This is a genomic window from Deltaproteobacteria bacterium (assembly GCA_016208165.1).
Lineage (GTDB): Bacteria > Desulfobacterota > Desulfarculia > JACQYL01 > JACQYL01 > JACQYL01.
Window position 1 is genome coordinate 1 of record JACQYL010000033.1, and the last position, 23,895, is coordinate 23,895.

Consider the following 23,895-nt stretch of genomic DNA (forward strand, 5'->3'; position numbering starts at 1 on the left):
ACGGTAACGGTCCCTTTGTCCGGTCCGGCAAACACCATGCCCAACTCCTCACTCTGGTCGGCGAGATTTAGGGCCGAAAAAGCAAACAGGGTGATATCGCCCAGAAACGCCTGGAAATCGACGCCGTTAAACGTATAGACCATCACCGTGGATCCGGTTTTGTAGTCCTGCACGTACAGGTTGAACAACCCGCTTTCATCCTTCCATATGCCCGAGTGCTGGGTCCTTAGGGCGTCAAACTCCTTGTGGATCGGCACGTCGAAGGAAACGGGCGGATTGTTCGTGTAGTCCGTAATGGTTGCCAGGGCCTGATCGTTGGAGGTGAACAGGATACGCATCCTTCTTGCTTGAGCGGGATCGAGGGAGTCCGTTTCAAACGTGGATCCGGAGATATTCGCGAGAAAAGCAAAGAACGTGACCGCATCCTTGGTATAGATGACGACCGTAGCGCCTGTGGAATAGTGCTGGATGTAAAAGTTGTGCGTTTGGTTGGTGGGGTCTTTCCATATGCCGTTTGCTGCAAGGGCTGTTGAGGATTCATATTCATAGGCGCCCATGTCTACGACGGCGCTTCCGTCCGAGTTCCCGTCCTGAATCCGGGTATGACCGTCCAAGTCGCTTCCCGAGCCCAATCCTCCTGAGGGATTGTTGGTACCCTGATCGATGGCGGGCGATTCCTTGCCCAAACGATAATTGTCCGCACCCGGATTCACGAATTTCGGATCTACGGACAGGTCGCCGGGACCGGGGTCCGCTCCCGAATAGTCACCCATGGCATTATCGAACAGCAGGTTATGGCTGCCCGTCAGGTTCACCGTTGCGGCGTCGGCTTCCTCAACCTTAATTCCGAATCCAAGGCTGCCCGCGATGATGTTGTTGGCAACGGCTGCAAGAACCATAGAGCTCCCCTGGGCCTGAGGGAACAGACCTTCCTCCTTGTTTTCAACAATCGTATTGTTGTTTGCAACCAGGCTATGCACCTGGCTCAGAATACCGTTGACCCCAATTGCGTGTCCCGTTCGCAAGAAAAGGTTGTTCGTGATGACGGCTTCCGTTTCCGCCTTATCGGACTGAGCAGAGTTTGGTCCAGTGATTCGGACGCCATAGCGGCCTTCATCCGTGTTGAAAACAATTCCTTCAAAGACATTGGCGTCAATGGTCGCGGAATTCATAAAATCGTTAGCCGGCGCTGCGATTCTGATACCCCCCGCGTTCAAAAAGCGGAACGTATTGTTGCGTATGATCGACGTGAGGTCGTACTTGTAGGGTTCCAGACGCAGACAGGAGGGATCGCCGGCATTTTCTCCCACCAACTCGACATCGCTGTTCAGCAGCGTGAACGTGATGGGCCCGGTTATTTCGACGGATGCGATCGAGATCGCATTTTGCGCATCCTTCGCCACAATCCGGAGTCCGTTGAGGGTCACATCGAGCGTCTTCGTCACGTCTGAGGCCGTATTTATAATTGCAACCGCATAGGAAGCGGTGTGATTATTCTCCAACCGAACTGAAATCCCCCGGACGACCACTTCCGTGTTCGCGTTTTGCGTGGCTCGAATGGTGAGCGGCGCAAAGGCACCCGCGAATGTGATGACGGGCGCGAATCCATCGCCGGCTCTCAGGGTCACGCTTTCTTTTATGGTGAGAAGTTCGACAAACGTGCTGTCGGAGTTTATGATCACTTCGCCGGGGTCCGCATCGTTCTGAACAGCATCGACGGCTTCCTGAATGGTGGGGTATTCGAGGGTGGGAACCAGAGCGGTGGCTGCGAAAACAAAGGAAGGCGGGCATCCGAAGAACAGGATTACCGCGCCTACCGCCAGCGCGTGAAAAATCGCTTTCATTTTAAATACCTCCTCGCTTTCCGAGAATCGGGAAGTCCGGAGGTCTTTGCACAGGCGTCGGGGTTCAACGTCGAAGTCATCATCCCGCAAATAAGCCATTTACGGTTCCCTGTTCCTGTCAACTACGGTATCATATCTCTTCCGCCCGGATTTCCAGCAATCGTGGATGTTTTCAGCTTAATCATGTTTTAAAACGCGTCAATAGCGCTGAACTGAAATATCCCGGCACTCTTTGTGTTTCGGGCATGACTCGGTCCCTCGGGGGTAACTGCTCGAATCGATGGACGTCGACAAGTGAAGTCGAACCGTTTACAGGGGGGTTCTCATTCCGCCTATAGAACGGGTGGAATGACTGCTATGAGAAGGATCACAGGAAATTCAAAGGAACGTCGCCGGTCGGAGTGTCTGATCTGTCCGTTCAACCTGATGGACTCGATGATTCCTCATTTCATTGCTATTCGTGCGCTCAGGCGTCTATGTGCAGGGGGACGGGATAGAAGATTCGGCGTAGGATGGAGGGCATAACGGAACACCCTAACCGGTTCTGAAGAACGGTGTGGGCGATGACGGAACCCTATCGGCGCCATCGCTTAATGTCCCAAATCGTACAAATACTCCCATAGCTCCTTCCGGCGTTTCCTGTAGTTGCGGATCGCCACCCGCAGAGTCGCCACAGCGAGACGCGCGTAGCGTTCATATGCCGGCGGCAGGCCGTCCGGTTCGCGAATCACATCGCCGGCGGTCAGTTTCATGGCGCTCCGAAGACTTCGGCCTCTTCGCTTCTGCCGTTGACAATCCGCAAATGAATCTCCATTTTATAGCCCGACGTGTCGGCGAGGGCGCCGCAGCCGTCCGGAGTCTCCATCAGCCCCACATTTTCCGGCCTCATAGCGTGGCCCATGAAAGCGTCGGAATACGGAAAAGATTCACTTCCGATAAAACCGGCCGGCTTTCCGGCTTGCGGCATTTTGGTCACTTGTCTCCTCCCTGCACGACACTTCCCTGCTCAATATTTCCGGAAAACGAATGCCGAAAACAGTACACGGAATTTCTTTTTATATTAAACCCTGAGTCCGGCGACTTCAATAACCGTATACGATATTCCGTATCCAACGGGTTTCCCTCTCCTTGATCGGAGCTTGAATCTGGGATATGTGAGACGAACCGGGTTGAAATTCATTCGAAGGAGCAGCCATATGGATGCATGCAAGCCGCCGGTTTTGGAAGATCTGGCGACTCTCTCCGGTATCGAACCCGAGTACCGGGACTCCTGGGGAAACCATCGCGTGATCGGAGACGAAACCAAGCGTGCAATTCTGGAGGCCATGGGGTTTCCAGTGGCTTCCGAAGCCGAACTGGAACAGGTGAGCCTCCGATTGATCGAGCGGCGGGAGACGGCCGTGGGTCCGCCCGTTCTCGTGGAAACACTGGGGACGGTTCCTAAGTACTTGTCGTTCAGGCTCCCTCTGTCGGGTGAGGAACCGGTCCCGTTTCGCGTGTCCGTGACGATCCGGGACGAGGCCGACCGGTCGGAACTCACCGTCTACGAGGCGCACCAAATCGTCCGGCTGGAAACGTTTCGTCACCGTAATCGAGACTATGCGGCTTTTGGCGTACCTTTTCCGCCGGGGCTGACACAGGGATACTACCGCCTGAAAATCGATATAACTTCAGGCTCCAACACCCATGAGCACACAATGTGGTTGATCCTGTGTCCCGAACGGGCCTATGCGCCGCCGATGCTGAGGCAAGGCAAAAGGACGGCGGGATTGAGCGTGGCCCTCTATGGCCTGCGATCCGAGCGGAATTGGGGTGTGGGAGACCTGACGGACCTCAAGCACCTCGTGGATTGGGTCAGGGATCGTCTGGGTGGAGCGGTGATCGGAGTCAATCCGCTACATGCCCTGCACAACCGTCGCCCTTACAACGTCAGTCCCTACCTTCCTTTAAGCCCGAACTACTTCAATCATATTTATCTGGATATGGAGGCCGTCCCCGATCTGGCTGTTTCCGCCGAAGCGCGCTCGCTCCTGGGAGATCCGGAAACGCAGTCTGTTTTGAATCGCTTGCGGAACTCGGAGTTCGTTCAATATGAAGAGGTATCCCGAATCAAATATCGATTCCTCGATCTCGCTTTCGAGTGTTTCGAAACCCTACCCGACGATCACCCTCGCAAGCAGGACTTCGCCCGATTCGTGGAACGGGAAGGCGAACCCTTGATGCATTTTGCCCTCTACATGGCGCTGAGCGCTCATTTCGAACAACGCACGCCTCCCATCTGGGTTTGGCAGGAATGGTCCCATGAGTTTCGGCATCCCGAGGGTACGGGATCCCGGCAATTTCTCCATGAAAACCCTGAAAAAGTGCGGTTCTATCAGTACACTCAGTGGGAATTTCTGCGGCAATTGAGAGAGGTCGAGGCGCATGCCCGCGAGCGCGGACTCCTGTTGGGCATCTATCATGATTTTCCTTTGGCCATGGATCGATGTGGGTGCGAATCCTGGGCATACCCCGACCATTATGTGGATGGGGTCCGGGTCGGAGCGCCGCCGGACGGCTTTTCGCCCCTGGGGCAGGACTGGGGATTCATGCCGTTTGCAAAGGATGAACTGCGCAATAGCGGTTACCGGCACCTGATCCGGCAACTGCGGACGAATTGCCGACCTGATAGCGCGTTGAGAATAGACCATGTCATGCGCTTCTTCCATCTGTTCTGGATTCCATCAGGAAAAACTCCGGCGGAAGGGGCTTATGTATCGGATTATTCTGAAGATTTGACCAAAATTCTGTGCCTTGAAAGTCTACGCAATCGCACCCTTTTGATCGGGGAGGATTTGGGAACCGTGCCCGGTGAAATCCGCGAGACGCTTGCACGTCGGGGCGTCCTTGCCTGTCGACTGCTTATGTTTGAAAAGGATGAATCAGGAGTTTTTCGTCCAGCCGGGTGCTATCCCGAGCAGGCCGTGGTATCGTTCAGCACGCACGACCTGCCTACATTGGAAGGATTCTTTAAAGGCAACGACATCGAAATCCGGCGGGAATTGAACCTGTTTCCGGATAAGGGAGCCTACGAACAGGCGTGGCTCCATCGCCGCGAAGACCGGAGACGGCTCGTCGATCTGCTGGAAAAGGAAGGATTTCTTTCAAAGGATTACGATCGAGAGCAGGCGCCGTCCGGGCCCGATGAGGAGATGTATTGGGCTGTCATGGGTTTTCTGGCGAACACGCCGTGCCGCTTGTTTCTCCTGAGTCAGGAAGATGTGTTTCGTGACGAGCGTCAACAGAACGTACCCGGCACCACCTCCGAGCGCAGGAACTGGTCCAACAAAATGAAATATCGGTTGGATGAATTGAATTCGCCCCGGATAGAGGCCTTATCGGGCCGCCTTCGAGACATTTTAGACAGGTCGGGTCGGACGATCTGAGGTCCGATGGAGACTGTTTTCGGACCCCTTCGTCCCGGCATGAACCGCCTTCCCCGAAAACAGGACCGGCTTCAGGTGGTTAGGTTCGTTCGACCCCACCTGACGGCGGTCTTGAGGCCTTCAACGCTTCTCCCGTTTTCCTCTGAAGAGGGACATGTGCCGGTTTTGGCTGCAGCCACCGCACTCGTTCGAAAACGTTCCGAGTCCTCTATGAATGAGGACCCATGAAAGAAGGATCGGTGCTCCATAAGCGCATCGGCTAGATGCTCGGATGATCCCTCCTGGGAATGCCCCCCTTCGCCGCTTGTACTTCCTTCTTGATCCGACTGATATGACCCCGTCCCATTCCTTTCACTTCGCAGCCCAGTTCGAAGAACCGCCGGATCTGATCGTCGTTGAATATGCCGAAGCAATCGATCACGGCCAGAGGCTTTCCGGCCATGTCCACGATCTCCTCGGGATTCATCTTCAGGTAGGGTTCGTGGCGCACTGCAAACACCACGGCGTCGGCGCCTTTTAGTGCGGATGCGACGTCCTTTTCAAGAACGAGCTGGGACAGTTCTTCTTGATTTCGAAAAAAACGGGCGCGGCTTTGACCGATGGCGGGATAGCTTTCCTGCTTTTCGAATTCCCACCAGTGCCTGATATACGGGTCATGCACCTTGACCTCTCCACCCATTTCCACCAGCTTACGGATGATGATTTCGCTCCCGCTGTACCGGGTATCTCCCACATCTTCTCGGTACGATGCCCCCAGGATCGCGATCTGTGCGGCGGCAACGATGCGCCCCATGTTCCTCAGCGCGTCTCGAACCAGTTGACTCGCGTGAAGCGCCCGCGTGTCGTTGATGTTGATCACCTGCGGCGTTACTTGGAATATATCGTCCTGGAAACCCATGAGATGTCGATAGGACCACATTCCCAGGCCGCCGTCTTTGGGCAGGCAATATCCGCCGATGCCCGGACCGGGAAAAAGAATATTCGAGTGGGTGGGGCGGACCCGGATAGCCTCGAGCACTTTGATCAGGTCCACTCCGTTTCGCTCGGAAAAAACGGACCACTCGTGTAAAAAGCCCAAAATGGCCGCCCGATAGGAGTTTTCCACGATTTTGCACGTTTCGCTTTCAATGGGTCTGCTCAATACGGTCAGGGGAAACTGCTTCACGTTGATCACTTCGGACAGAAAGCGCACCACCCGATCGGCGCTTTGCCGGTCTATCCCGCTGCATACCCGCCAGAAATTCCGTACGGAGTCGACGTATTGCCTGCCCGGCATAACGCGCTCGAAGCTGTGCGCCAAAAGGGGCTCTTTGGCGATGCCGCGGCGTTCGAATTCCTTTCTGATCAGAGGGTAGGCGATGTATTCCGTGGTTCCGGGCGCCACCGTGGTTTCGATGAGCACCAGGCACTCCGGATCGATGTTTCGGCCCAGTACCCTGAAAGCCTCCTCTAAATCCGACATCTCCGTGCGTCCGGAAGCCACATTGCCGAGTTCTTCCTTTACGAAGTCGCACTGCACGTCCACAATGACCACGTCGCACAATTTAAGCGCATCGTAGGTATAGGTTGCGCAAAGGGTCTTTTTGCCCAACACCGTGCGCCTTATGATCGCTTCCACCTCCGGATCCTCTGATGAAACCGGCGGTACGCCCCGGTTGAGGTAGGGAATCTTCCAGAAGCTTCGGGTGCTCGGTCGCTGCATTCCAATCACGAATTTGCCCGGCTCTCCGGTGTCCGTTCGAGTGGAATCAGCCACTACGGCGGCCATCACGACGCCGACGAAACCGATTCCCATGACCACAACGATTTCTTTTCCTTGGGCGCGTTCGGAACGTACTCGCTCTTCCAACCGATCGAATTCTCGGGCGTAGTCGTCTCCGCTGGGGAGAGGAAATCGTTCACCATCCGGACATACTGAGAATCGCATAAGTTCTCCTCGGTTCACATTCGTTCAAGAGGTCAGTGAGAATCTTGGAAGCGCCTGATGCATATGGATCAACATACCCGTTTTCATCACTCGAAATCAATAGGCGCGGTCGAAGATGGTGTTAAAGGTGACCGCTTCATGTATAATATCAATGGGCAGGCCGGGCGATTCAACCTTGCTCTCAACCATCGGAGTTTCGATTCGGAGCTGAGTTCTTATTAGGTGAAAGTCCTGACATTCGATCGACCGGCGTTCATCTTTTGTGCAGAGGAGAAGCGCTATGACGGAAGCCTTCAGGAACAAGATTCTGGTTGCCGTGGACGGTTCCGAGCAGTCCATGAATGCGGTTCGGTATGTGGCCGCTATGTTGCCTATTGAACATACGAAAGTGGTCCTTTTCCAAGTGTATAGTAAAGTACCGGAAACGTGTTACGACCTGGAAGCGTTCCCTCAGTTTTGTGAGAGAATCTCGGTGCTGAGGGAATGGGAAGAAGCTTATACGCGCGCCGCTGAAAAGGTCATGGATGAGGCGCGCGGAATTCTGACGGAAAAAGGTTGGGGTGGAGAGACCGTTGAAACCCGTCTTCACGAACGCGTCGCCGGGATTGTCCGGGACATTTTAACCGAGTCCGAGAACAGCTACAGCGCCGTGGTGGTAGGCCGCAGAGGCAAGAGCAAACTCAAAGACCTGGTTCTCGGCAGCGTGGCGTTTAGACTGATTGGGGCCGTGACCGAAATACCGGTCTGGGTGGTCGGGGGAAACCCGGAGGCGGATCGCATACTCGTGGCCATGGATGACTCGGACCGTTCCCTGCGATCCGTTCAATACTTGGCCCAAGCCGTCGGAAACCGGCCGGTGCGTCTGACGTTGGTGCACGTGGCCCGCATTATGGACCTATACCAGGAATCGATCGATCGGATCGCCCATCCGGATTTTGAACACCAATGGCGGGAGGCGAGCGAGGAGCGTATCTTTCCGATTTTTGATGAGGCGAAGAAGCTTTTGTACGATGCCGGAGTTTCTCCCGGCCGGGTTGACTCAAAAGTCATAACGGGGACCCTGAGTCGGGCCGGCGGCATCCTTGAAGAGGCGACCAAGGGTGGTTATGGTACCATCGTATTGGGCCGCAGAGGATTGTCCAGAGTGCGGGAGTTTCTGTTGGGCCGCGTGAGCAACAAGGTTTTGCAGATGGCTCACGAGACGACGGTTTGGCTGGTGTGAGGAAACAATACCGGTTTCCCGAAGTTAAGCAACGGGATCGCAACGATGTAGGCGGAGCGCAGCCGGAAAGGAGATGGTTATGGACGACAACGAAAAGATGGTGCTGGAAGCTATGAAACAAGCGGGAAAACCGGTTCGGCCCGGAGATTTGGCCAATGCCACGGGATTGGAGTCGAAAGACGTTTCAAAACTGATCGACTCTCTGAAGAAACAGGGAAAGGTAATGTCTCCGAAAAGATGTTATTATGCACTCTCCGAGGAGTGAGCCTCGGTACGGTTCGATTGAAGATAGGGTCCGCCCTCGATCGAAGAGGGCCGACGTGTCGGTTCACATCGTTTGCAGGGAGGAGGAAGCCATGATTCCTTTCATGAAAGCCGGTCTTTCGAAATGGGTCGGAGTGTGGCTGCTGGCGACCATGTTTGGTTTTGGATCGTTGGAGGCGTCCAACGCGGCGGAGTCGAAGACCACGGAAATTTCCTCGGCTCCTGCATACGAACTGGCCGTCTTCCCCTGGAGAAAGGTGGGGGTAGGGTCCGACATCGATGACGCCGTGTGGAAAGGCCTTCGAGAAGCGGTGCAGGAAACGGGTCTGTTTTCTCTGAAATACTCGTATTATCCCACGAAGAGCGGACGCGAGACGAAAATGATATCGAGGGACCTGCTCAATGAATCCATCGAGGGCGATTTGTGGATTCGGAAGAACGCGATGGAATGGTACAGACCGGAGGTCAGCCTGGTTTCGTCCCTGGCGCATCAACTGAAAGTGGACGCCGTGCTCATGTATTCCCTGGACCACACCCGTCATTGGTTCACGATGCAAGTTTTTCTGGTAGACGTGAGACATGATCGTGTGTTCGACGCAAAAGTGATGGACTCTCCTTCCCGCGCCGAACTGTTGCGCGCTCCCATCAGGGGAATCACTCTGAAAGTCTTTCGGGAATATCAAGAGAGTCGCAGTCAGGCCGGTGGAGAGTGATCCCCAATTGACCCTCCGCTCTAGATGTGGAGGGGTTCTTCATCGTAAAAGTTCTTAACTTTCCCTCGTCGGCCGGCTTCATGCCCTTGGATCCACTTGCGCACCCGTTCTTTGCCGTATTCGGCTTCCCAGGCGGGAAGGATCTTGTCCAACGGCACGTCCGCGTAGACGCCGTGATATTCCACGTATTCCATAAACTGCTCGTTATCCCTGTTGAAGGACTGAAACTGCGAGTTCTCCCGACCGTTGAAATCGAGCGGCGGAACGTGATGCCGTTGGCACAATTCGCGGTTGAAGGCCGGAGTGCAGATGACCCATTTCCCTTCCAGGAAAAGATCCACATAGCCGTGATACACGAAACGGCTGCTTCCCAGATACTCGATAAGCTGCCTGGTAGCCAGGTGATTCACCACTGTGGCGAACCCGATGCGGGCGGGGATGCCGCCGGCTCGGGCAAAAGCACAGAGCAGTGACGCCTTGGACACGCAGAAGCCGCGACCGGCCGCGAGGACGTAACTGGCGCGATAATGCTCCGGCAAGTAAAACGGGGCGTATGGATCGTATCGAATACCGTCCCGGACGGCGAGGTAGAGTTGAACCGCGCGGTCTACAGGATCCGTGAGACCGGAAGTGATCTGCTCGACATGAGTCCGTATCTGCGGTGCATCGCTGTCGATGATGTCGGTGGGCGTCAGAAAGATCTCCAAGTCGTCGTTCGAACCGGTCATCGCTGCTCTCCGTCTGTTTAGGGCGCCATGCACGCCATGTCGGGAGCGCGGGCACAGCCGGGAAGTTTCAAGAAATCCTTAAGATATCCTGAATGATCCGTGGAAAAATCAAACCTGTTCAACCTTCCCGATCCGCTGCCGGAGACGGAGCGCTTCGAAGCTCTTATTCCGGACCGGGGCATTCTGATTGAACGCATCGTTTCCGTTGGCCATGCCACACCCGGCGATGAGTGGTATGATCAGGGAAGAGACGAATGGGTGGCGCTGCTGCAGGGTCGAGCCGAGTTGGAGTTCGATGACGGAAGGAAGGTACGAATGTCGGCCGGCGACCATGCACTCATCCCCGCTCACGAGAAACATCGGGTGACTTGGACCAGTTCGAATCCGCCCTGTATCTGGCTTGCCGTGCACGGAAATTTGCGGTGAAGAAGTCCCGGTCGCCCCTATGAAATGCAGCATGTAAGCATCCGGCGCTGCGGAGTCTTTCATGGTCAAAAAGGCCATTCTGATCGTTCTGATTCTTTTCTTCTTCACCTGGGACGGTATTTGGTGGGTCCTGGGAGTCCGCCCTGTATCTCCCTGGCGACTGGAGAGCATGCTCAATTCTTCGACCTCGCGTCCGTTGTTATTGGACGTACGTACACCGACGGAATATTCGTGGTTCCACATTGCGGATGCGATTCCGAGTTCGGGATTGTTCTTCGGGTCGGATTCCTTGAATACTAAGGAAAAGAGGACTCCTATCGTTATAATCTGCATGACGGGCCACCGGTCCGTTTTTCTAGCCTACAGACTTAAAAGACAAGGATTCGACGAGGTATACAACCTGACCTGGGGCATGTTGGGTTGGGTGCTTACAGGCGGTCCCACGATATGGGGGAACGGGTAGGGCAGGGCATGCCGTTCCCAAAGCCGGTGTTTCCACCATAGGGGGGAATTTGCTGAAAGGAGGGCGGAATGGATCTGCAGGCCTTGGAGCGTATGCATGAACCCGAACTCAGGGAATATATCGAATTCCTGCTGTGGCACTATCGCGTCGTGGACGCGTTCTGGTTTATCTATGTGGAGGAAGTCTACGGCCGACCCGTTGCGGAACGCCTCAACGAACGCGTCTGGGGAAAAGTGGCGGGGATGGGCGCAAAAGATCTTTTGAAGCGGTTCGACATACACGAGAAGGGACTCGACGGCTTTGAGAAAGCGCTCCGTTTGTGGCCCTGGACGTTGCTCGTGGGGTATGAGATGGAGCGGACCTCGGGCGAACTCGTTGTGTCCATACCTCGGTGCCCTACCCAGGAAGCGCGATTGAAGCGCGGCCTGGGTGAATACGTATGTAAGGAAATGCATCGCCGGGAGTTCGAACGGTTCGCCCATGAAATCGACTCGAATATTCAGATACAGTGCCTCTTCGCGCCGCCGGATCCGCATCCGGAGGATCTTTTCTGCAAGTGGCGCTTCACCGAGAAGGCCCGACCCGCGGAAGCCTGAGGCCCGTCGTGAAGTTCCGATTGTGGGATCCGCCGGCTTGCCGAAGCCTTTCATATTGAAAAGGCAGGGGGGTTCTGTTATCTAGACGCGCAAATGAAAAATTTGGCCGCCATCGATGTAGGCACCAATTCAATCCGCCTTTTGATCGCCCCCGAAGGACAGGCGCACAATCCCCTGATGGTGGGACGGGAGATCGTCCGGTTGGGCGCATCTCTCGATGGGAAGGGGCTGATCGGACCCGATGAATGGCATCGCGGATTGAACACGCTTGAACGCTTCAAGGGCGAACTGAAACGGTTTGACGTCCGGCAGGTTCGAATAGGCGGAACCGCTGTGTTGAGAAGGGCCGGCAACGCCGACCTGTTTGTCCGGGAAGTATCCGAGCGCCTGGGCCTGAAGGTGGAAGTGCTGACGGAGGAAGCCGAAGCACGGTTGTCCGTCCGAGGTGTGTTGAGCGCCGTGAAAGTCCGCTCCGAGTTCGCCCTGGTGTTCGACGTCGGAGGGGGAAGTACGGAATTCGTGCTGTGCCGGGGTTCGGAAATTCTTTCGATCATAAGCGCACCCTTGGGGGCCGTCGTATTGACGGACCGGTTTCTAAAGTATGGTGACCCGCCCGGGCAGGATTCCTTGCGGGAACTGCATCGCTATTTAGCGGGACGGATCGGCGAGGTGGCCGCTTCTTTTCGATCCGAATGGCCGGAGGCGTTTTCGGAAGACGTCGAACTGGTGGGTACGGCGGGCACGGTGGCGACGCTTGCGGCTATGCTGCAACAACTCCCCGAATATGATCCGCATCGGGTGAACAACTACCGGATGGAGCGGGATCGTCTTGCGAGGCTGGTTCGCCGGATGATTTCACTGGGATTGAACGAACGGTCCGAAATGCCGGGACTCGAGCCGGGAAGGGCCGACATCATTGTGGCGGGCGCGGAGATTGTTCTGAGCGTGATGGAGGCTTGGAAGCGGGACGTACTGGTGGCCGCCGACGCGGGGCTTCTGGAGGGGCTCCTCTTAAGTATTTCGTGAAGACGAAACCATCCTCTACATGAGCTCTCTTACAAAGACCTCATCCGCCTCATCGCCCCTATTCCATCGAGACACCCGCCGATGGAGACTTTTGACGTGTACGATTTCGAACCCGTTTTACACGGATATCATTTTCAGGAGGACCCATGGAAGCCGAGCCTATCTCAGTAGGTCTGACGTTTGACGATGTGTTGTTGCTCCCGGGCTACTCGAGGCTATTGCCCAAGGACGTGGACGTGCGGACGCGATTGACTCGGAGCGTACAACTGAAGATCCCCCTTTTGAGCGCCGCCATGGACACGGTGACGGAATCCCGGACCGCCATCAGCATTGCGCGGCAAGGGGGACTCGGCTTCATCCACAAGAACATGTCCATTGAAGCCCAGACCATGGAGGTCCAGAAAGTAAAAAAATCGGAGAGCGGCATGATCGTGGATCCGGTGACGGTAAATCCGGATCAGAAGCTGCACGAAGTGTTGGACATCATGTCCCGCTATCGAATCTCCGGTGTGCCGGTGGTCAACGAAAACAGGTACGTGGTAGGCATTATTACCAACAGGGACCTGCGGTTCGAAACCAATCTGGATCAGCCTGTAAGGGCCGTGATGACGAGCAAGAATCTGATCACCGCCCGCCCCGGCATCACCCTCGAGGAATCTAAAGCCCTGCTGCACAAGAATCGGATTGAGAAGCTTCTGGTAGTGAACGAGGAAGGCCTGTTGCAGGGACTGATAACGATAAAAGACATCGAGAAGGTCTATAAATATCCCGACAGCTGCAAAGACGAGATGGGACGCCTTCGGGTGGGCGCGGCCGTGGGTATTGCGCCGGACCGTGAGAAGCGGCTCGAAGCCCTGCTGAAAGCCGAAGTGGACGTTATTCTTTTCGACGCGGCCCACGGGCACAGCAAAGGAGTCATCGACGCCGTTCGGGACAGCAAAAAGAATTTCGGGGATTTTCAATGCGTCGCCGGCAACGTGGCCACGGCCGAGGGGTTCAGGAGCATTGTCGATGCCGGGGCGGATGCGGTCAAAGTGGGTGTCGGACCCGGGTCCATCTGTACTACGCGCGTGGTGGCCGGAGCCGGCGTTCCTCAGATTTCGGCTATCATGAACTGCAAACCCGTCTCGGAAGAGACGGATATTCCACTGATTGCGGATGGTGGAATCAAGTTTTCCGGAGACGTCACCAAAGCGCTTGCAGCGGGCGCGGATGTAGTGATGATCGGGAGCCTGTTCGCGGGCACGGACGAGAGCCCCGGTGAAACGGTCCTCTATCAAGGCAGAACCTACAAAGTCTATCGCGGCATGGGCTCCATCGAGGCCATGAAGGCCGGCAGTGGGGACCGGTATATGCAAGACGTAGAGCAGGAGTCGAAGCTGGTTCCCGAAGGAATCGTCGGGCGGGTTCCGTACCGGGGACCCTTGTCTTCGAGTGTATACCAGCTAATGGGGGGCCTTCGCGCGGGTATGGGATATGCGGGCTGCGAATCCATAAGAGAACTGCAGACGAAGTCTAAATTCATACGAATCACCGCCGCCGGACTGCGGGAAAGCCATGTCCACGACGTGATCATCACAAAAGAAGCGCCCAACTATCGGATAGATCAATAAACACGCCGGGGGATCGGCATAACCGTCGGGAATGGAGTACGGGAGTCACACCTCACATTCGCTGAACGGCCGTCTTTGACCGTGCGGATTTCTTGCGGAAAAGGCGGAAACAAGAGGTTCTCAAACAACCGATGTCAACGAGCATTCACGATCACAAGATTCTTATCCTCGACTTCGGCTCTCAAACCACGCAGCTCATAGCGCGGCGTGTGCGGGAGCTCAAAGTCTATTGCGAAATGCATCCCTTCAACATGCCTCTGGACGAGATCAGGGCTTTTGCTCCCCAGGGCATCATTCTCTCCGGTGGGCCGGCTTCCGTGTACGAGAAAGGGGCGCCCATCACGGACCGGGCGATATTCGAGATGGGAGCGCCCGTGTTGGGGATCTGCTATGGCATGCAGCTCATGACCTTCGTATTGGGGGGAGAGGTGGCGCGGGCGCAACGCCGGGAGTATGGACACGCCGGCATGTATTTGGACGACATCACCGACCTTTTTCGCGGGATGGATCCCGCCGTGCCGGAGGTGGTCTGGATGAGCCACGGAGACAGAATCCAGGTCATGCCGGAAGGATTCACGGCCATTGCGCACACGGACAATTCCCCGGTGGCGGCCATGGGTGACAAGTCCAGGAAGCTTTTTGGGGTGCAGTTTCATCCCGAAGTCGTCCACACGCGGTCCGGCACTCAGATTCTGGACAATTTCCTGTTTGCCGTGTGCGAGCTCGAACCCACCTGGAACATGCGGTCATTCATAGAGGATTCCACGGAGCGTTTGAAGGAACGCATCGGTGACGATCGAATCATCTGCGCCTTGAGCGGAGGCGTGGATTCTTCCGTTGTGGCCGCCTTGCTGCACAATGCGGTCGGGGACCGGCTGACGTGCGTGTTCGTGGACAACGGCGTTCTTCGGGCCGGAGAAGCGGAACGGGTGATCGAAGTCTTTAAGAACCACCTGAAAGTCGATCTGCGTTTCGTACCGGCGGCCGACCGGTTTTTGGATCTGTTGAAGGGAGTGGTCGATCCTGAAGAAAAACGCAAAATTATAGGACACGAGTTTATCCGGGTATTCGAAGAGACCGCCCGAAGCATCGGGGATGTGAAGTACCTAGCCCAGGGTACGTTGTATCCGGACGTGATTGAATCGGTATCCTTTAAAGGGCCGTCCGCCACCATAAAGAGCCATCACAACGTAGGTGGGCTGCCGGATCGGATGAACCTGGAACTGGTGGAGCCGTTGCGCGAGCTGTTCAAGGACGAGGTGCGGATCGTCGGCGAGGAAATGGGACTGCCCCACGAACTCGTTCAGCGCCATCCCTTTCCGGGTCCCGGACTGGCGATACGCATTCTGGGCGAGGTGACGAAGGAGCGTTTGGAAATCCTCCGGAGAGCGGACCGAATCGTTCAGGAAGAAATGAGGCGCTCGGGATATTACGAGAAGGTTTGGCAGGCCTTCGCCGTGTTGCTTCCCATCCGCACGGTGGGTGTCATGGGTGACGAGCGGACCTACGAACACGTGGCGGCGTTGCGGGTTGTGGACAGTCTGGACGCCATGACGGCCGATTGGACTCGGTTGCCCTATGAGGTATTGGCCGCTATTTCGAGCAGAATCATCAATGAAGTGAAAGGCATCAATCGGGTGGTGTACGACATTTCGTCAAAGCCACCCAGTACCATCGAGTGGGAATAACATGAATAATCCGCCCTTCGTGCATCTCCACGTGCACACCCATTACAGTTTGCTCGACGGAGCCATTCGGCCCGACGACCTGTTCATGCGGGCTTTGGAGTACGACATGCCCGCCGTGACCATGACGGATCACGGCAACATGTTCGGAGCTATCAGCTTTTACAAAAAGGCCAAGGCCAAGGGTATCAAGCCCGTGATCGGGTGTGAAATGTATGTGACTCAGGGGGATTGCCGCGAGAAAGAGGCCGGCGCATCCAAGTCTTCGTATCATCACTTGGTGCTCCTGATCCAGGATTACGAAGGATATCAGAACCTGTGCAAATTACTCACCACTGCGTATTTTGAAGGCTTCTATTACAAACCCAGAATTGATAAGGATCTCCTGCGCCGCCACAACAAGGGTCTGATCGCCACGAGCGCTTGCCTTCAGGGCGAGGTGGCCGTCTATCTTGCGGCGGGCGACGTGGCGCGGGCGGAACAGGCGGCTCTCGAGTACGCGGATATCTTCGACGCACAGCGATTCTACCTGGAATTACAAGACAGCGGCATCCCCGAGCAGAAAAAGGTGAACCAGGGCCTCATCGAAATCGGGCGTAAACTGGACCTGCCTCTGGTGGCCACCAATGACTGTCATTACCTGAGAAGGGAAGAGGCGCGCGCCCACGATATCCTGTTGTGCATCCAGACCGGGAAAACCGTTGAAGACGATAATCGCATGCGGTTTACCACGGACGAGCTCTACTTCAAGTCGCCTGCTGAAATGTGGGCGACCTTCGGGCATGTTCCGGAGGCCCTGGAAAACACCATACGCATTGCCGATCAGTGTAACCTGCAGATTCCGTTGGGTACCCCCCACTTCCCGGTGTTTCAGACGGAATCGGGCCGCGACGTGGAAGTGGAATTCGAAGAGGGTTGCCGTCGGGGCCTAGAATCGATACTCGAGGAACTCAAAACCCGCCGGCCCGGCTTCGGACCCGAAGCAGAGCGTGCTTACAGGGAACGACTGGACCGGGAGATCGACGTTATTCGACAGATGGGGTTTGCCGGGTATTTCCTGATCGTGGCGGATTTCGTTCACCACGGGAGGGAAAACCAGTGCCCGGTGGGGCCCGGCCGCGGATCCGCGGCGGGAAGCCTCGCCGCCTATGCTCTGGGAATCACGGACATCGATCCCCTTCCGTATCAGCTGCTCTTCGAGCGATTTCTGAACCTCGAACGCCAGGCTCTCCCGGATATCGACGTGGATTTTTGCATGGAGAACCGGGATCGGGTCTTGGATTACGTGGCCCGTAAGTACGGTGGACGGGATCGGGTGGCCCAGATCATCACCTTTGGGTCCATCAAGGCGAGGGCCGTGATTCGGGATGTGGGCCGGGCCCTGAATATGCCCTTCAACGACGTGGACCGCATCGCCAAGCTGATTCCCAACAAGCTCAACATTACGCTCGAAGAAGCGATTAAAGAGGAACCCCGTCTTAAGGAACTGGAACAAAAGGATCCCAAGGTCAAAGAACTGCTCGCCATTTCACGTTCCCTCGAGGGACTCCCGCGCCACGCTTCGACGCATGCGGCCGGCGTGGTCATTTCGGATCGCCCCCTGGACGAATACATGCCTCTTTACCGCGGAGCCAATGGCGAAGTGGTCACCCAGTACGACATGAAGAGCGTCGAGGACGTGGGGCTGATCAAATTTGATTTCCTGGGGCTGAAAACCCTGACCGTCATTGAACATGCCCTTAACCTTATCCAAAAGAAGACCGGCTCCGAACTGAATTTGAACCGCATTCCCCTCGATGATGCAAAGGCATATGAGCTTCTTTGCGCCGGTGATACTACGGGCGTGTTCCAGCTTGAAAGCGCCGGCATGAAGGAACTGCTGAAACGGATGAAGCCGGCCTGTTTTGAGGATGTCATCGCCCTGGTGGCCCTGTACCGACCGGGCCCCATGGAAAGCGGCATGATCGACGACTACGTGCGCCGGAAACACGGGGAAACAAAGGTGACGTACCTGCTTCCCGAGCTCGAGCCTATTCTCAAGGACACGTACGGCGTGATCGTGTATCAGGAACAGGTCATGCAGATCGCCAGCGCATTGGCCGACTACTCTCTGGGAGACGCGGACATACTCCGTCGCGCCATGGGCAAGAAGAAGCCGGAGGTCATGGCCAAGGAGCGGGTCCGGTTCATGGCCGGCGCTGCGCAGAAAAGGATCGATCGGGACAAGGCGGCCAAGGTGTTCGACCTCATGGAAAAATTCGCGGGGTATGGTTTCAACAAGTCCCACAGCGCGGCGTATGGCCTGATCGCGTATCAGACCGCCTTTCTGAAGGCGCACCATCCGGTTGAATTCATGACCGCGTTGCTCACCTGCGACATGAACAACACCGATAACGTGGTGAAATTCATCTCCGAGTGCCGCGAGCACGGGATTCCGGTTTTGCCGCCGGACGTGAACGAAAGCAGAAAAGAATTTACGGTCGTGGGCGATCGGATCCGATTCGGGCTGGCCGCCGTGAAAAACGTCGGCTCCGGGGCCATCGATTCCATTATCGAATGCCGAGAGGAAAAGGGTTCCTACAAGTCGATCTTCGATTTCTGCGAGCGGGTGGATCTTCGGCGGGTGAATCGGCGCGTCATCGAAAGCTTGATCAAGGCCGGGGCCTTCGACTCTTTTGGAGCCAGGAGGTCCCAACTGATGGCGGCCATGGACGACGCCATGGAACGAGCCCAGTCCATTCACAGAGACCGTGCCGAAGGTCAGATGAACCTGTTCACCTTTCTTCAGGAAGAAGCAGGACAGGAACGCATGGACCCCGAACTTCCGGCTGTGGAAGAATGGAGCGAACGGCGAAAGTTAACATTTGAAAAAGAGGCTCTGGGATTCTATATTACCGGGCATCCGTTGGATCGGTTTAGAGAAGAAATCCGGTTATTTGGGACAACGGACTCGGCGAGGCTGAAAGAACGGATCGAAAACGATCAGGTGCGGATGGCCGGGGTGTGCGCTTCCGTAAAGACGATCAACACCAAGAAAGGCGACAGAATGGCCTTTGTCACGCTGGAAGACGAGCAGGGAGCCGTGGAACTGGTCGTATTCTCAGACGTGTATCAGAATTGTATCGAGGTGTTGGAGAAAGACGATCCGGTCCTGGTGTCGGGTAAGGTCAGCAAGGATGACAAGGGCGAGAAAATCATCTGCGCGGACATTCTACCCCTTAGCGAGGTGCGCGAGAGATTCACATCTCAGGTGGACATCGAGTTGGATGGGGACAAGTTGACCACGGAGCAGCTTTGGGCCTTGAAAGACATTATGGATGCGCACCGAGGGGGGTGCAAAACGTATATTCGATTGAAAACGCCGCATGACGGAGAACTGGTATTTGCGCTTCCCCAGCAATTGTGGATCGCCCCTGATCGCGAATTGGTGCGAGAGGTCAATGGCTTCTTGGGATACAATGCGGTCAGGGCGCGTGCGTGAAACCGTCCAGCCGCACGTACCGGACCCTCAAGGGGAGACGTAGGCTCGATTCTTTCGAGGTGAGGGTGAAAGAAACCGACCTCTTGATACGGGCCGGAAAACCTCTCAAGAAACAGGCGGAGGACCTGGTTTATAGGGTTCGTGGCCACATAGAGGCCTACATCGAGTCCCATCCGGGTTTTGTAACCAGCCTGTCTCCGATGGATGCGGATCCCTACGCGCCGAAGATTGTCCGGGACATGCTTCAGGCGGGCGGAAAAGCGGGCGTGGGCCCCATGGCCGCTGTTGCAGGCGCCATCGCGGAATACGTCGGCCGCGGCCTCATGGCGGAGGACCCGGACGTAATGGTGGAAAACGGGGGGGACGTGTTCATTGCGTCGTCTGAAACGACGACCGTCGGAATTTTTGCCGGCGATTCACCCCTGAACCTCAAATTGGGAATCCGGGTGCCGGCGGATAAAACGCCGATAGGTGTATGCACCTCATCCGGTACGATCGGGCATTCGTTAAGCCTCGGGAGGGCCGACGCGGCCGTGGTTGTTTCCAAGTCCACCGCGTTGGCCGATGCGGCGGCTACGGCCCTCGGAAACAGAGTGTCCAAACCGGATGATATTTCAAAGGCATTGAAATGGATACAAGAAATAGACGGAATTCTGGGTGCGGCCCTCATTCTGAACGATCAACTGGGAGCATGGGGACAGGTGGAGCTGGTTCGCCTGGACGAGCGTAGATAGTGGGGCGAATTCGTATTGGGAGAGAACGCATGGACGTGCTTTGGGCGCCTTGGCGCATGGAATATATCCTACAAAACGATAAACCGGATGACTGCATTTTCTGTGTGGAAAAGGATGAGGCCGTGGACGAATTGGAGCGCCGGCTGATCCTGTATACAGGCGAGTTTTCCATCGTGATGATGAACCGATACCCCTATAATAACGGCCACTTGCTGGTCGCGCCCATGAAACATACCGGAGAGTTGGATTACCTGGAACAGGAAGATTTGACAGATCTGATGAAGGTCACGCGCTCCGCAATCGCTATTCTGAAGAGAATCATGAAACCCGACGGATTCAACGTGGGAGTCAATCTGGGCCTGGTGGCAGGCGCAGGCGTGGAAGAGCATCTTCATGTACACATTGTGCCCCGGTGGAACGGAGACACGAACTTCATGGCCGTGCTGGGTGAAACACTTGCTGTTCGTTGTGGCTATCGTTTTCATACAACAAAACCTTCAGGACTTCTCCGCAGGTGTCACCATTCGGCTGAACCTGTACTTTTTCAGTTTCGAGAGTATGTCCATTCCCATCTACGTACTGTTCCTTCTATCGTTCTTTGTGGGAGTGCTAATCGCATCTTTTTATGGACTGATAGACCGTATACGGCTTAAGAGCAGGCTAAGAGCCGAAAGGAAGGAAGTGTCGCGTCTCACGAAGGAGCTGGAGTCGACCCGATCGGCGACGTCGCCGGCGCCCGGACTCGAACCTGCGCAGGAATCATATATTGAAGAGCGTGGGATAGATGCCCCTCCGGCCCTCGAAATCGAGCCGGAACCGGAGAAGCGCCGCAAGGACGATTGAGGAATCGGAGCCGCGATAGCGGTGACGGGCGACCATCGGCGAAGTCCGTTCGGGAGCTTCTAGGCGTTCGGAAGCAGCGCAGAAAAGCGATGGACATGCGCCTTGGTCCGATGAGGAATGGGCTGTTTAGACCTGGTGCTGAGCTGCAAAAGAGGCCTTTAGCGATGCTCACACTGTACTGGGGAAATTTGATGTTCCCCCGGGGATTCGCCCGCTCCGCCAAACGCGGTGCGATAATGCTCAGGAAATTTGAAGGGAGTTTGAGTCCCGCCCCAGGCGGGATTCTCAAAGTTTCCCTCAGTTGCCTTTTGGCTCCGTACTTAAATCCGAAGGACCGCAAGCGGAGAGGATGGTTCGCAGGATGGTTCGAATCACTCCCATGTTTCAGCAGTATCTCTCCATTAAACAAGAAGTTCCTGACGCCATTCTGTTCTTCCGCATGGGCGACTTCTACGAGATGTTCTTCGAAGACGCCGAAGTCGCGGCCCCCATACTCCAGATTGCATTGACCTCTCGAAACAAGGACGAAGAGAACGCCGTTCCCATGTGCGGCGTACCCCATCACTCGGCTTCCGTCTATATAACCAAACTCATCGAGCAGGGCTACAAGGTGGCCGTCTGTGACCAGGTCGAAGACCCTAGGGACGCCAAAGGCGTCGTGAAAAGGGAGATTACCCGGGTCATAACTCCCGGCGTGCGGGTGGACACCGACGCCCTCGAAGAGACTGTTTCCAATTATGTGGCGGCCGTCACCTGCATCCGCGACGCCTACGGCCTCGCCTATATGGACGTGTCCACAGGGGACTTTCGGGTGACCGGAATGGACACCGTGCAAAAGCTCCTCGATGAACTGGGGCGGATCTCGGCGGCGGAATTGCTGGTTCCCGAGGATATTGACTTTGGACCCGGACGGGAGCGGTTCGACATGGAAACGGCGGAAATGGTCAGGAACGTTCGGCCGCCGGGCGAGCCGGATCTCCAGGAAGCGGAATCGCTCTTGAAAAAGCAGTTCGGCGTCGAGACATTGGACGGGTTCGGCCTGGAGGACCTTCCCGAACAGGTGCTTGCCGCCGCCGCCGTATTGCACTACGTGTTGGAAACCCAGAGGCGAGATCTCTCACACGTCACGGACATCCTTGCGTACCGGATTTCCGACACAATGGTACTCGACGAATCGGCCAAGCGGAATCTGGAAATTCTCGAGTCCCTTCAACGAAAAGGGCGAAAGGGGTCTTTACTGGAGGTGCTGGATCAAACCCGAACAGCCATGGGCGCCAGACGATTGCGCGAGTGGGTGTGCTACCCATTGATCAAAAAAAGGGCGATTTCACTCCGGTTGGACGCTGTCGAGGAACTGAGGGACCGATTGTCCGAACGCGAACGGCTGAGGGAACAATTAAAGCGAGTGCACGATATCGAGCGCCTCAACAGTAAGGCGGCCATGGGACGGGCCAATCCTCGGGACCTGATTGCGCTTCGCGAGTCCCTCGAGCTGGTCCCCGGTTTCAGGGATGTGTTATCCGGGTTCGGATCGCTCCAGCTCAAACGACTGCGCGAGTCGCTGGATCCTCTCGATGATGTCATCGAAGTCGTCCGCAACGCCATAAGCGACGACGCGCCGGCCAACGTGGGGCAGGGGGGCGTTATTCGGGAAGGGGTTCACCCCGAACTGGACAGGTACATCGCGGTTTCCAGGGACAGCAGGGAATGGATCGTGGCGCTGGAAAGCCAGGAACGGAGAAGCACGGGTATATCGTCCCTCAAGGTCGGTTACAACAAGGTTTTTGGGTACTATATCGAAGTCACCAATACGCACATGGACAAAGTACCCGAGACGTACATTCGCAAGCAGACCCTTGTCAACGCCGAGCGCTTCGTTACTCCGGAACTGAAGGATCGCGAAGCGCTGATACTCGAGGCCCAGGAAAAACGAACCCAACTGGAATACGATCTGTTCGTGTCCGTTCGGGACCAGGTCGCCGCGGAGGCAAGAAGAATCCGGTCCGTGGCCCGGGCCCTGGCGGACGTGGACGTGGTCTGTTCGTTCCCAACGACCTGTCCTTGGATATGGACGAGGAGCAGATACTGATTATCACGGGTCCCAACATGGCCGGCAAGTCCACCGTGCTGAGGCAGGCGGCCCTCATCGTGCTCATGGCGCAGATGGGAAGTTTCGTGCCGGCTTCGAAGGCCCGGATCGGCATCGTGGATCGTATCTTCACCCGCATAGGGGCGTCGGACGATCTGTACCGGGGGCACAGCACTTTTATGGTGGAAATGATTGAAACGGCCCGCATCGTGCATCAGTCCACTCCGAAGAGTTTGTTGATTCTGGACGAAATCGGCCGTGGCACGAGCACGTTTGACGGTGTCAGTATCGCCTGGGCCGTGATCGAATACCTCCACGAGCGGAGGGGGCAGGGCGTGAAAACGCTGTTCGCTACGCATTACCACGAACTCACGACTCTGGCGCGATTGCTGCCCCGAGTGCGGAATTACAACATCGCGGTGAAGGAATGGCAGGGACGGGTGCTGTTTTTGCGAAAGATGGTCCGGGGCGGCGCGAGTCACAGCTACGGCATCGAGGTGGCTCGTCTGGCGGGGCTGCCCAAAAGCATCATCGAGCGGGGGAGGGAGATTCTCGAGCAGCTCGAGGCGGGCGGATTGCCCGAACTCGAGGAATGCTCGCCCATACGCCGCGCCCGCAAGGCAGCTCATAAGCAGGTGTCTATGGAATTTCTAGAAGCACAGCCTTCGATGCTGCAAAAGCGATTAGAGGAGGTGAAACCGGACGATCTCACCCCCATGGAAGCCCTCCGGACCCTGTACGAGTTGAAACGGCTGGCCGAAGAGAAATAAAGCTCTACGCCGGCGAACGTGGTCTGTGCCTGGATTCAAGAAAACT

Annotated in this window: 18 protein-coding genes and 2 pseudogenes; 15 read left to right on the plus strand and 5 right to left on the minus strand. The window is 56.1% G+C overall.

What is annotated here, in order from left to right; all coding sequences use genetic code 11:
* The 3 genes from HY788_07295 to HY788_07305 all read right to left on the minus strand — a co-directional run.
* Nucleotides 1-1,844: right-handed parallel beta-helix repeat-containing protein (locus HY788_07295; GenBank protein MBI4773972.1), on the minus strand; the 1,844-nt coding region annotated here is incomplete at its 3' end.
* A gap of 590 nt (nucleotides 1,845-2,434) precedes the next feature.
* Nucleotides 2,435-2,596 carry a hypothetical protein gene (locus HY788_07300; protein ID MBI4773973.1) on the minus strand — a complete coding sequence of 54 codons (162 nt, stop codon included), beginning with the start codon at nucleotides 2,594-2,596 and terminating at the stop codon, nucleotides 2,435-2,437.
* On the minus strand, nucleotides 2,593-2,820 hold the full coding sequence (locus HY788_07305) for a hypothetical protein (GenBank protein MBI4773974.1): 228 nt from the start codon (nucleotides 2,818-2,820) through the stop codon (nucleotides 2,593-2,595). The genes HY788_07300 and HY788_07305 overlap by 4 nt, the downstream gene beginning before the upstream one ends.
* Before the next feature lie 220 nt (nucleotides 2,821-3,040).
* Between HY788_07305 and malQ the strand changes: the two genes are divergently transcribed.
* The gene (gene malQ, locus HY788_07310) at nucleotides 3,041-5,269 is read left to right on the plus strand and encodes a 4-alpha-glucanotransferase (GenBank protein ID MBI4773975.1); all 2,229 of its coding nucleotides are present in this window, start codon (nucleotides 3,041-3,043) and stop codon (nucleotides 5,267-5,269) included.
* Between the two features lie 259 nt (nucleotides 5,270-5,528).
* On the opposite strand, the gene HY788_07315 is transcribed toward malQ, so the two are convergent.
* Nucleotides 5,529-7,196 carry a GDP-mannose dehydrogenase gene (locus HY788_07315; GenBank protein ID MBI4773976.1) on the minus strand — a complete coding sequence of 556 codons (1,668 nt, stop codon included), beginning with the start codon at nucleotides 7,194-7,196 and terminating at the stop codon, nucleotides 5,529-5,531.
* Nucleotides 7,197-7,476: 280 nt separating this feature from the next.
* Here HY788_07315 and HY788_07320 point away from each other — a divergent pair, with 280 nt between their 5' ends.
* From HY788_07320 to HY788_07330, 3 genes are all read left to right on the plus strand, one after another.
* Entirely contained in the window at nucleotides 7,477-8,418 is a 942-nt protein-coding gene (locus HY788_07320; GenBank protein MBI4773977.1) for a universal stress protein, read from the plus strand.
* A gap of 79 nt (nucleotides 8,419-8,497) precedes the next feature.
* Complete coding sequence (locus HY788_07325) at nucleotides 8,498-8,683, plus strand: transcriptional regulator (protein MBI4773978.1); 186 nt, start codon at nucleotides 8,498-8,500, stop codon at nucleotides 8,681-8,683.
* 91 nt (nucleotides 8,684-8,774) lie between these two features.
* Nucleotides 8,775-9,395 carry a hypothetical protein gene (locus HY788_07330; protein MBI4773979.1) on the plus strand — a complete coding sequence of 207 codons (621 nt, stop codon included), beginning with the start codon at nucleotides 8,775-8,777 and terminating at the stop codon, nucleotides 9,393-9,395.
* A 20-nt stretch (nucleotides 9,396-9,415) separates the two neighbouring features.
* Here the strand turns inward: HY788_07330 and HY788_07335 are convergent, their stop codons facing one another.
* The gene (locus tag HY788_07335; protein ID MBI4773980.1) at nucleotides 9,416-10,090 is read right to left on the minus strand and encodes a transglutaminase domain-containing protein; all 675 of its coding nucleotides are present in this window, start codon (nucleotides 10,088-10,090) and stop codon (nucleotides 9,416-9,418) included.
* A 132-nt stretch (nucleotides 10,091-10,222) separates the two neighbouring features.
* On the opposite strand from HY788_07335, the gene HY788_07340 reads away from it, so the two are divergent.
* The 11 genes and pseudogenes from HY788_07340 (at nucleotide 10,223) to mutS (ending at nucleotide 23,849) form a co-directional block, all read left to right on the plus strand.
* Nucleotides 10,223-10,549: a cupin domain-containing protein gene (locus tag HY788_07340; GenBank protein ID MBI4773981.1), complete on the plus strand. Its 327-nt coding sequence runs from the start codon at nucleotides 10,223-10,225 to the stop codon at nucleotides 10,547-10,549.
* 61 nt (nucleotides 10,550-10,610) lie between these two features.
* Nucleotides 10,611-11,012, plus strand: coding sequence for a rhodanese-like domain-containing protein (locus HY788_07345; GenBank protein MBI4773982.1), 402 nt, complete (start codon nucleotides 10,611-10,613; stop codon nucleotides 11,010-11,012).
* A gap of 68 nt (nucleotides 11,013-11,080) precedes the next feature.
* Nucleotides 11,081-11,608: a hypothetical protein gene (locus HY788_07350; protein MBI4773983.1), complete on the plus strand. Its 528-nt coding sequence runs from the start codon at nucleotides 11,081-11,083 to the stop codon at nucleotides 11,606-11,608.
* 93 nt (nucleotides 11,609-11,701) lie between these two features.
* The gene (locus HY788_07355; GenBank protein ID MBI4773984.1) at nucleotides 11,702-12,634 is read left to right on the plus strand and encodes a Ppx/GppA family phosphatase; all 933 of its coding nucleotides are present in this window, start codon (nucleotides 11,702-11,704) and stop codon (nucleotides 12,632-12,634) included.
* Nucleotides 12,635-12,780: 146 nt separating this feature from the next.
* Nucleotides 12,781-14,247, plus strand: a complete 1,467-nt coding sequence (gene guaB, locus HY788_07360) for an IMP dehydrogenase (GenBank protein ID MBI4773985.1) — start codon at nucleotides 12,781-12,783, stop codon at nucleotides 14,245-14,247.
* 131 nt (nucleotides 14,248-14,378) lie between these two features.
* Nucleotides 14,379-15,935 (plus strand): glutamine-hydrolyzing GMP synthase, encoded by a 1,557-nt coding sequence (gene guaA / locus HY788_07365; GenBank protein ID MBI4773986.1) that lies wholly within the window; start codon nucleotides 14,379-14,381, stop codon nucleotides 15,933-15,935.
* A 1-nt stretch (nucleotide 15,936) separates the two neighbouring features.
* Nucleotides 15,937-19,413 carry a DNA polymerase III subunit alpha gene (gene dnaE, locus HY788_07370; GenBank protein MBI4773987.1) on the plus strand — a complete coding sequence of 1,159 codons (3,477 nt, stop codon included), beginning with the start codon at nucleotides 15,937-15,939 and terminating at the stop codon, nucleotides 19,411-19,413.
* Nucleotides 19,410-20,147 carry a UPF0280 family protein gene (locus tag HY788_07375; protein MBI4773988.1) on the plus strand — a complete coding sequence of 246 codons (738 nt, stop codon included), beginning with the start codon at nucleotides 19,410-19,412 and terminating at the stop codon, nucleotides 20,145-20,147. Before dnaE ends, HY788_07375 begins: the two co-directional genes overlap by 4 nt.
* A 29-nt stretch (nucleotides 20,148-20,176) precedes the next feature.
* Nucleotides 20,177-20,590: pseudogene (locus HY788_07380) on the plus strand (HIT domain-containing protein).
* A 115-nt stretch (nucleotides 20,591-20,705) separates the two neighbouring features.
* Nucleotides 20,706-20,990, plus strand: a complete 285-nt coding sequence (locus HY788_07385) for a LapA family protein (GenBank protein ID MBI4773989.1) — start codon at nucleotides 20,706-20,708, stop codon at nucleotides 20,988-20,990.
* Nucleotides 20,991-21,351: 361 nt separating this feature from the next.
* Nucleotides 21,352-23,849, plus strand: a pseudogene (mutS, locus tag HY788_07390) (DNA mismatch repair protein MutS).
* The last annotated feature ends 46 nt before the right edge of the window (nucleotides 23,850-23,895 follow it).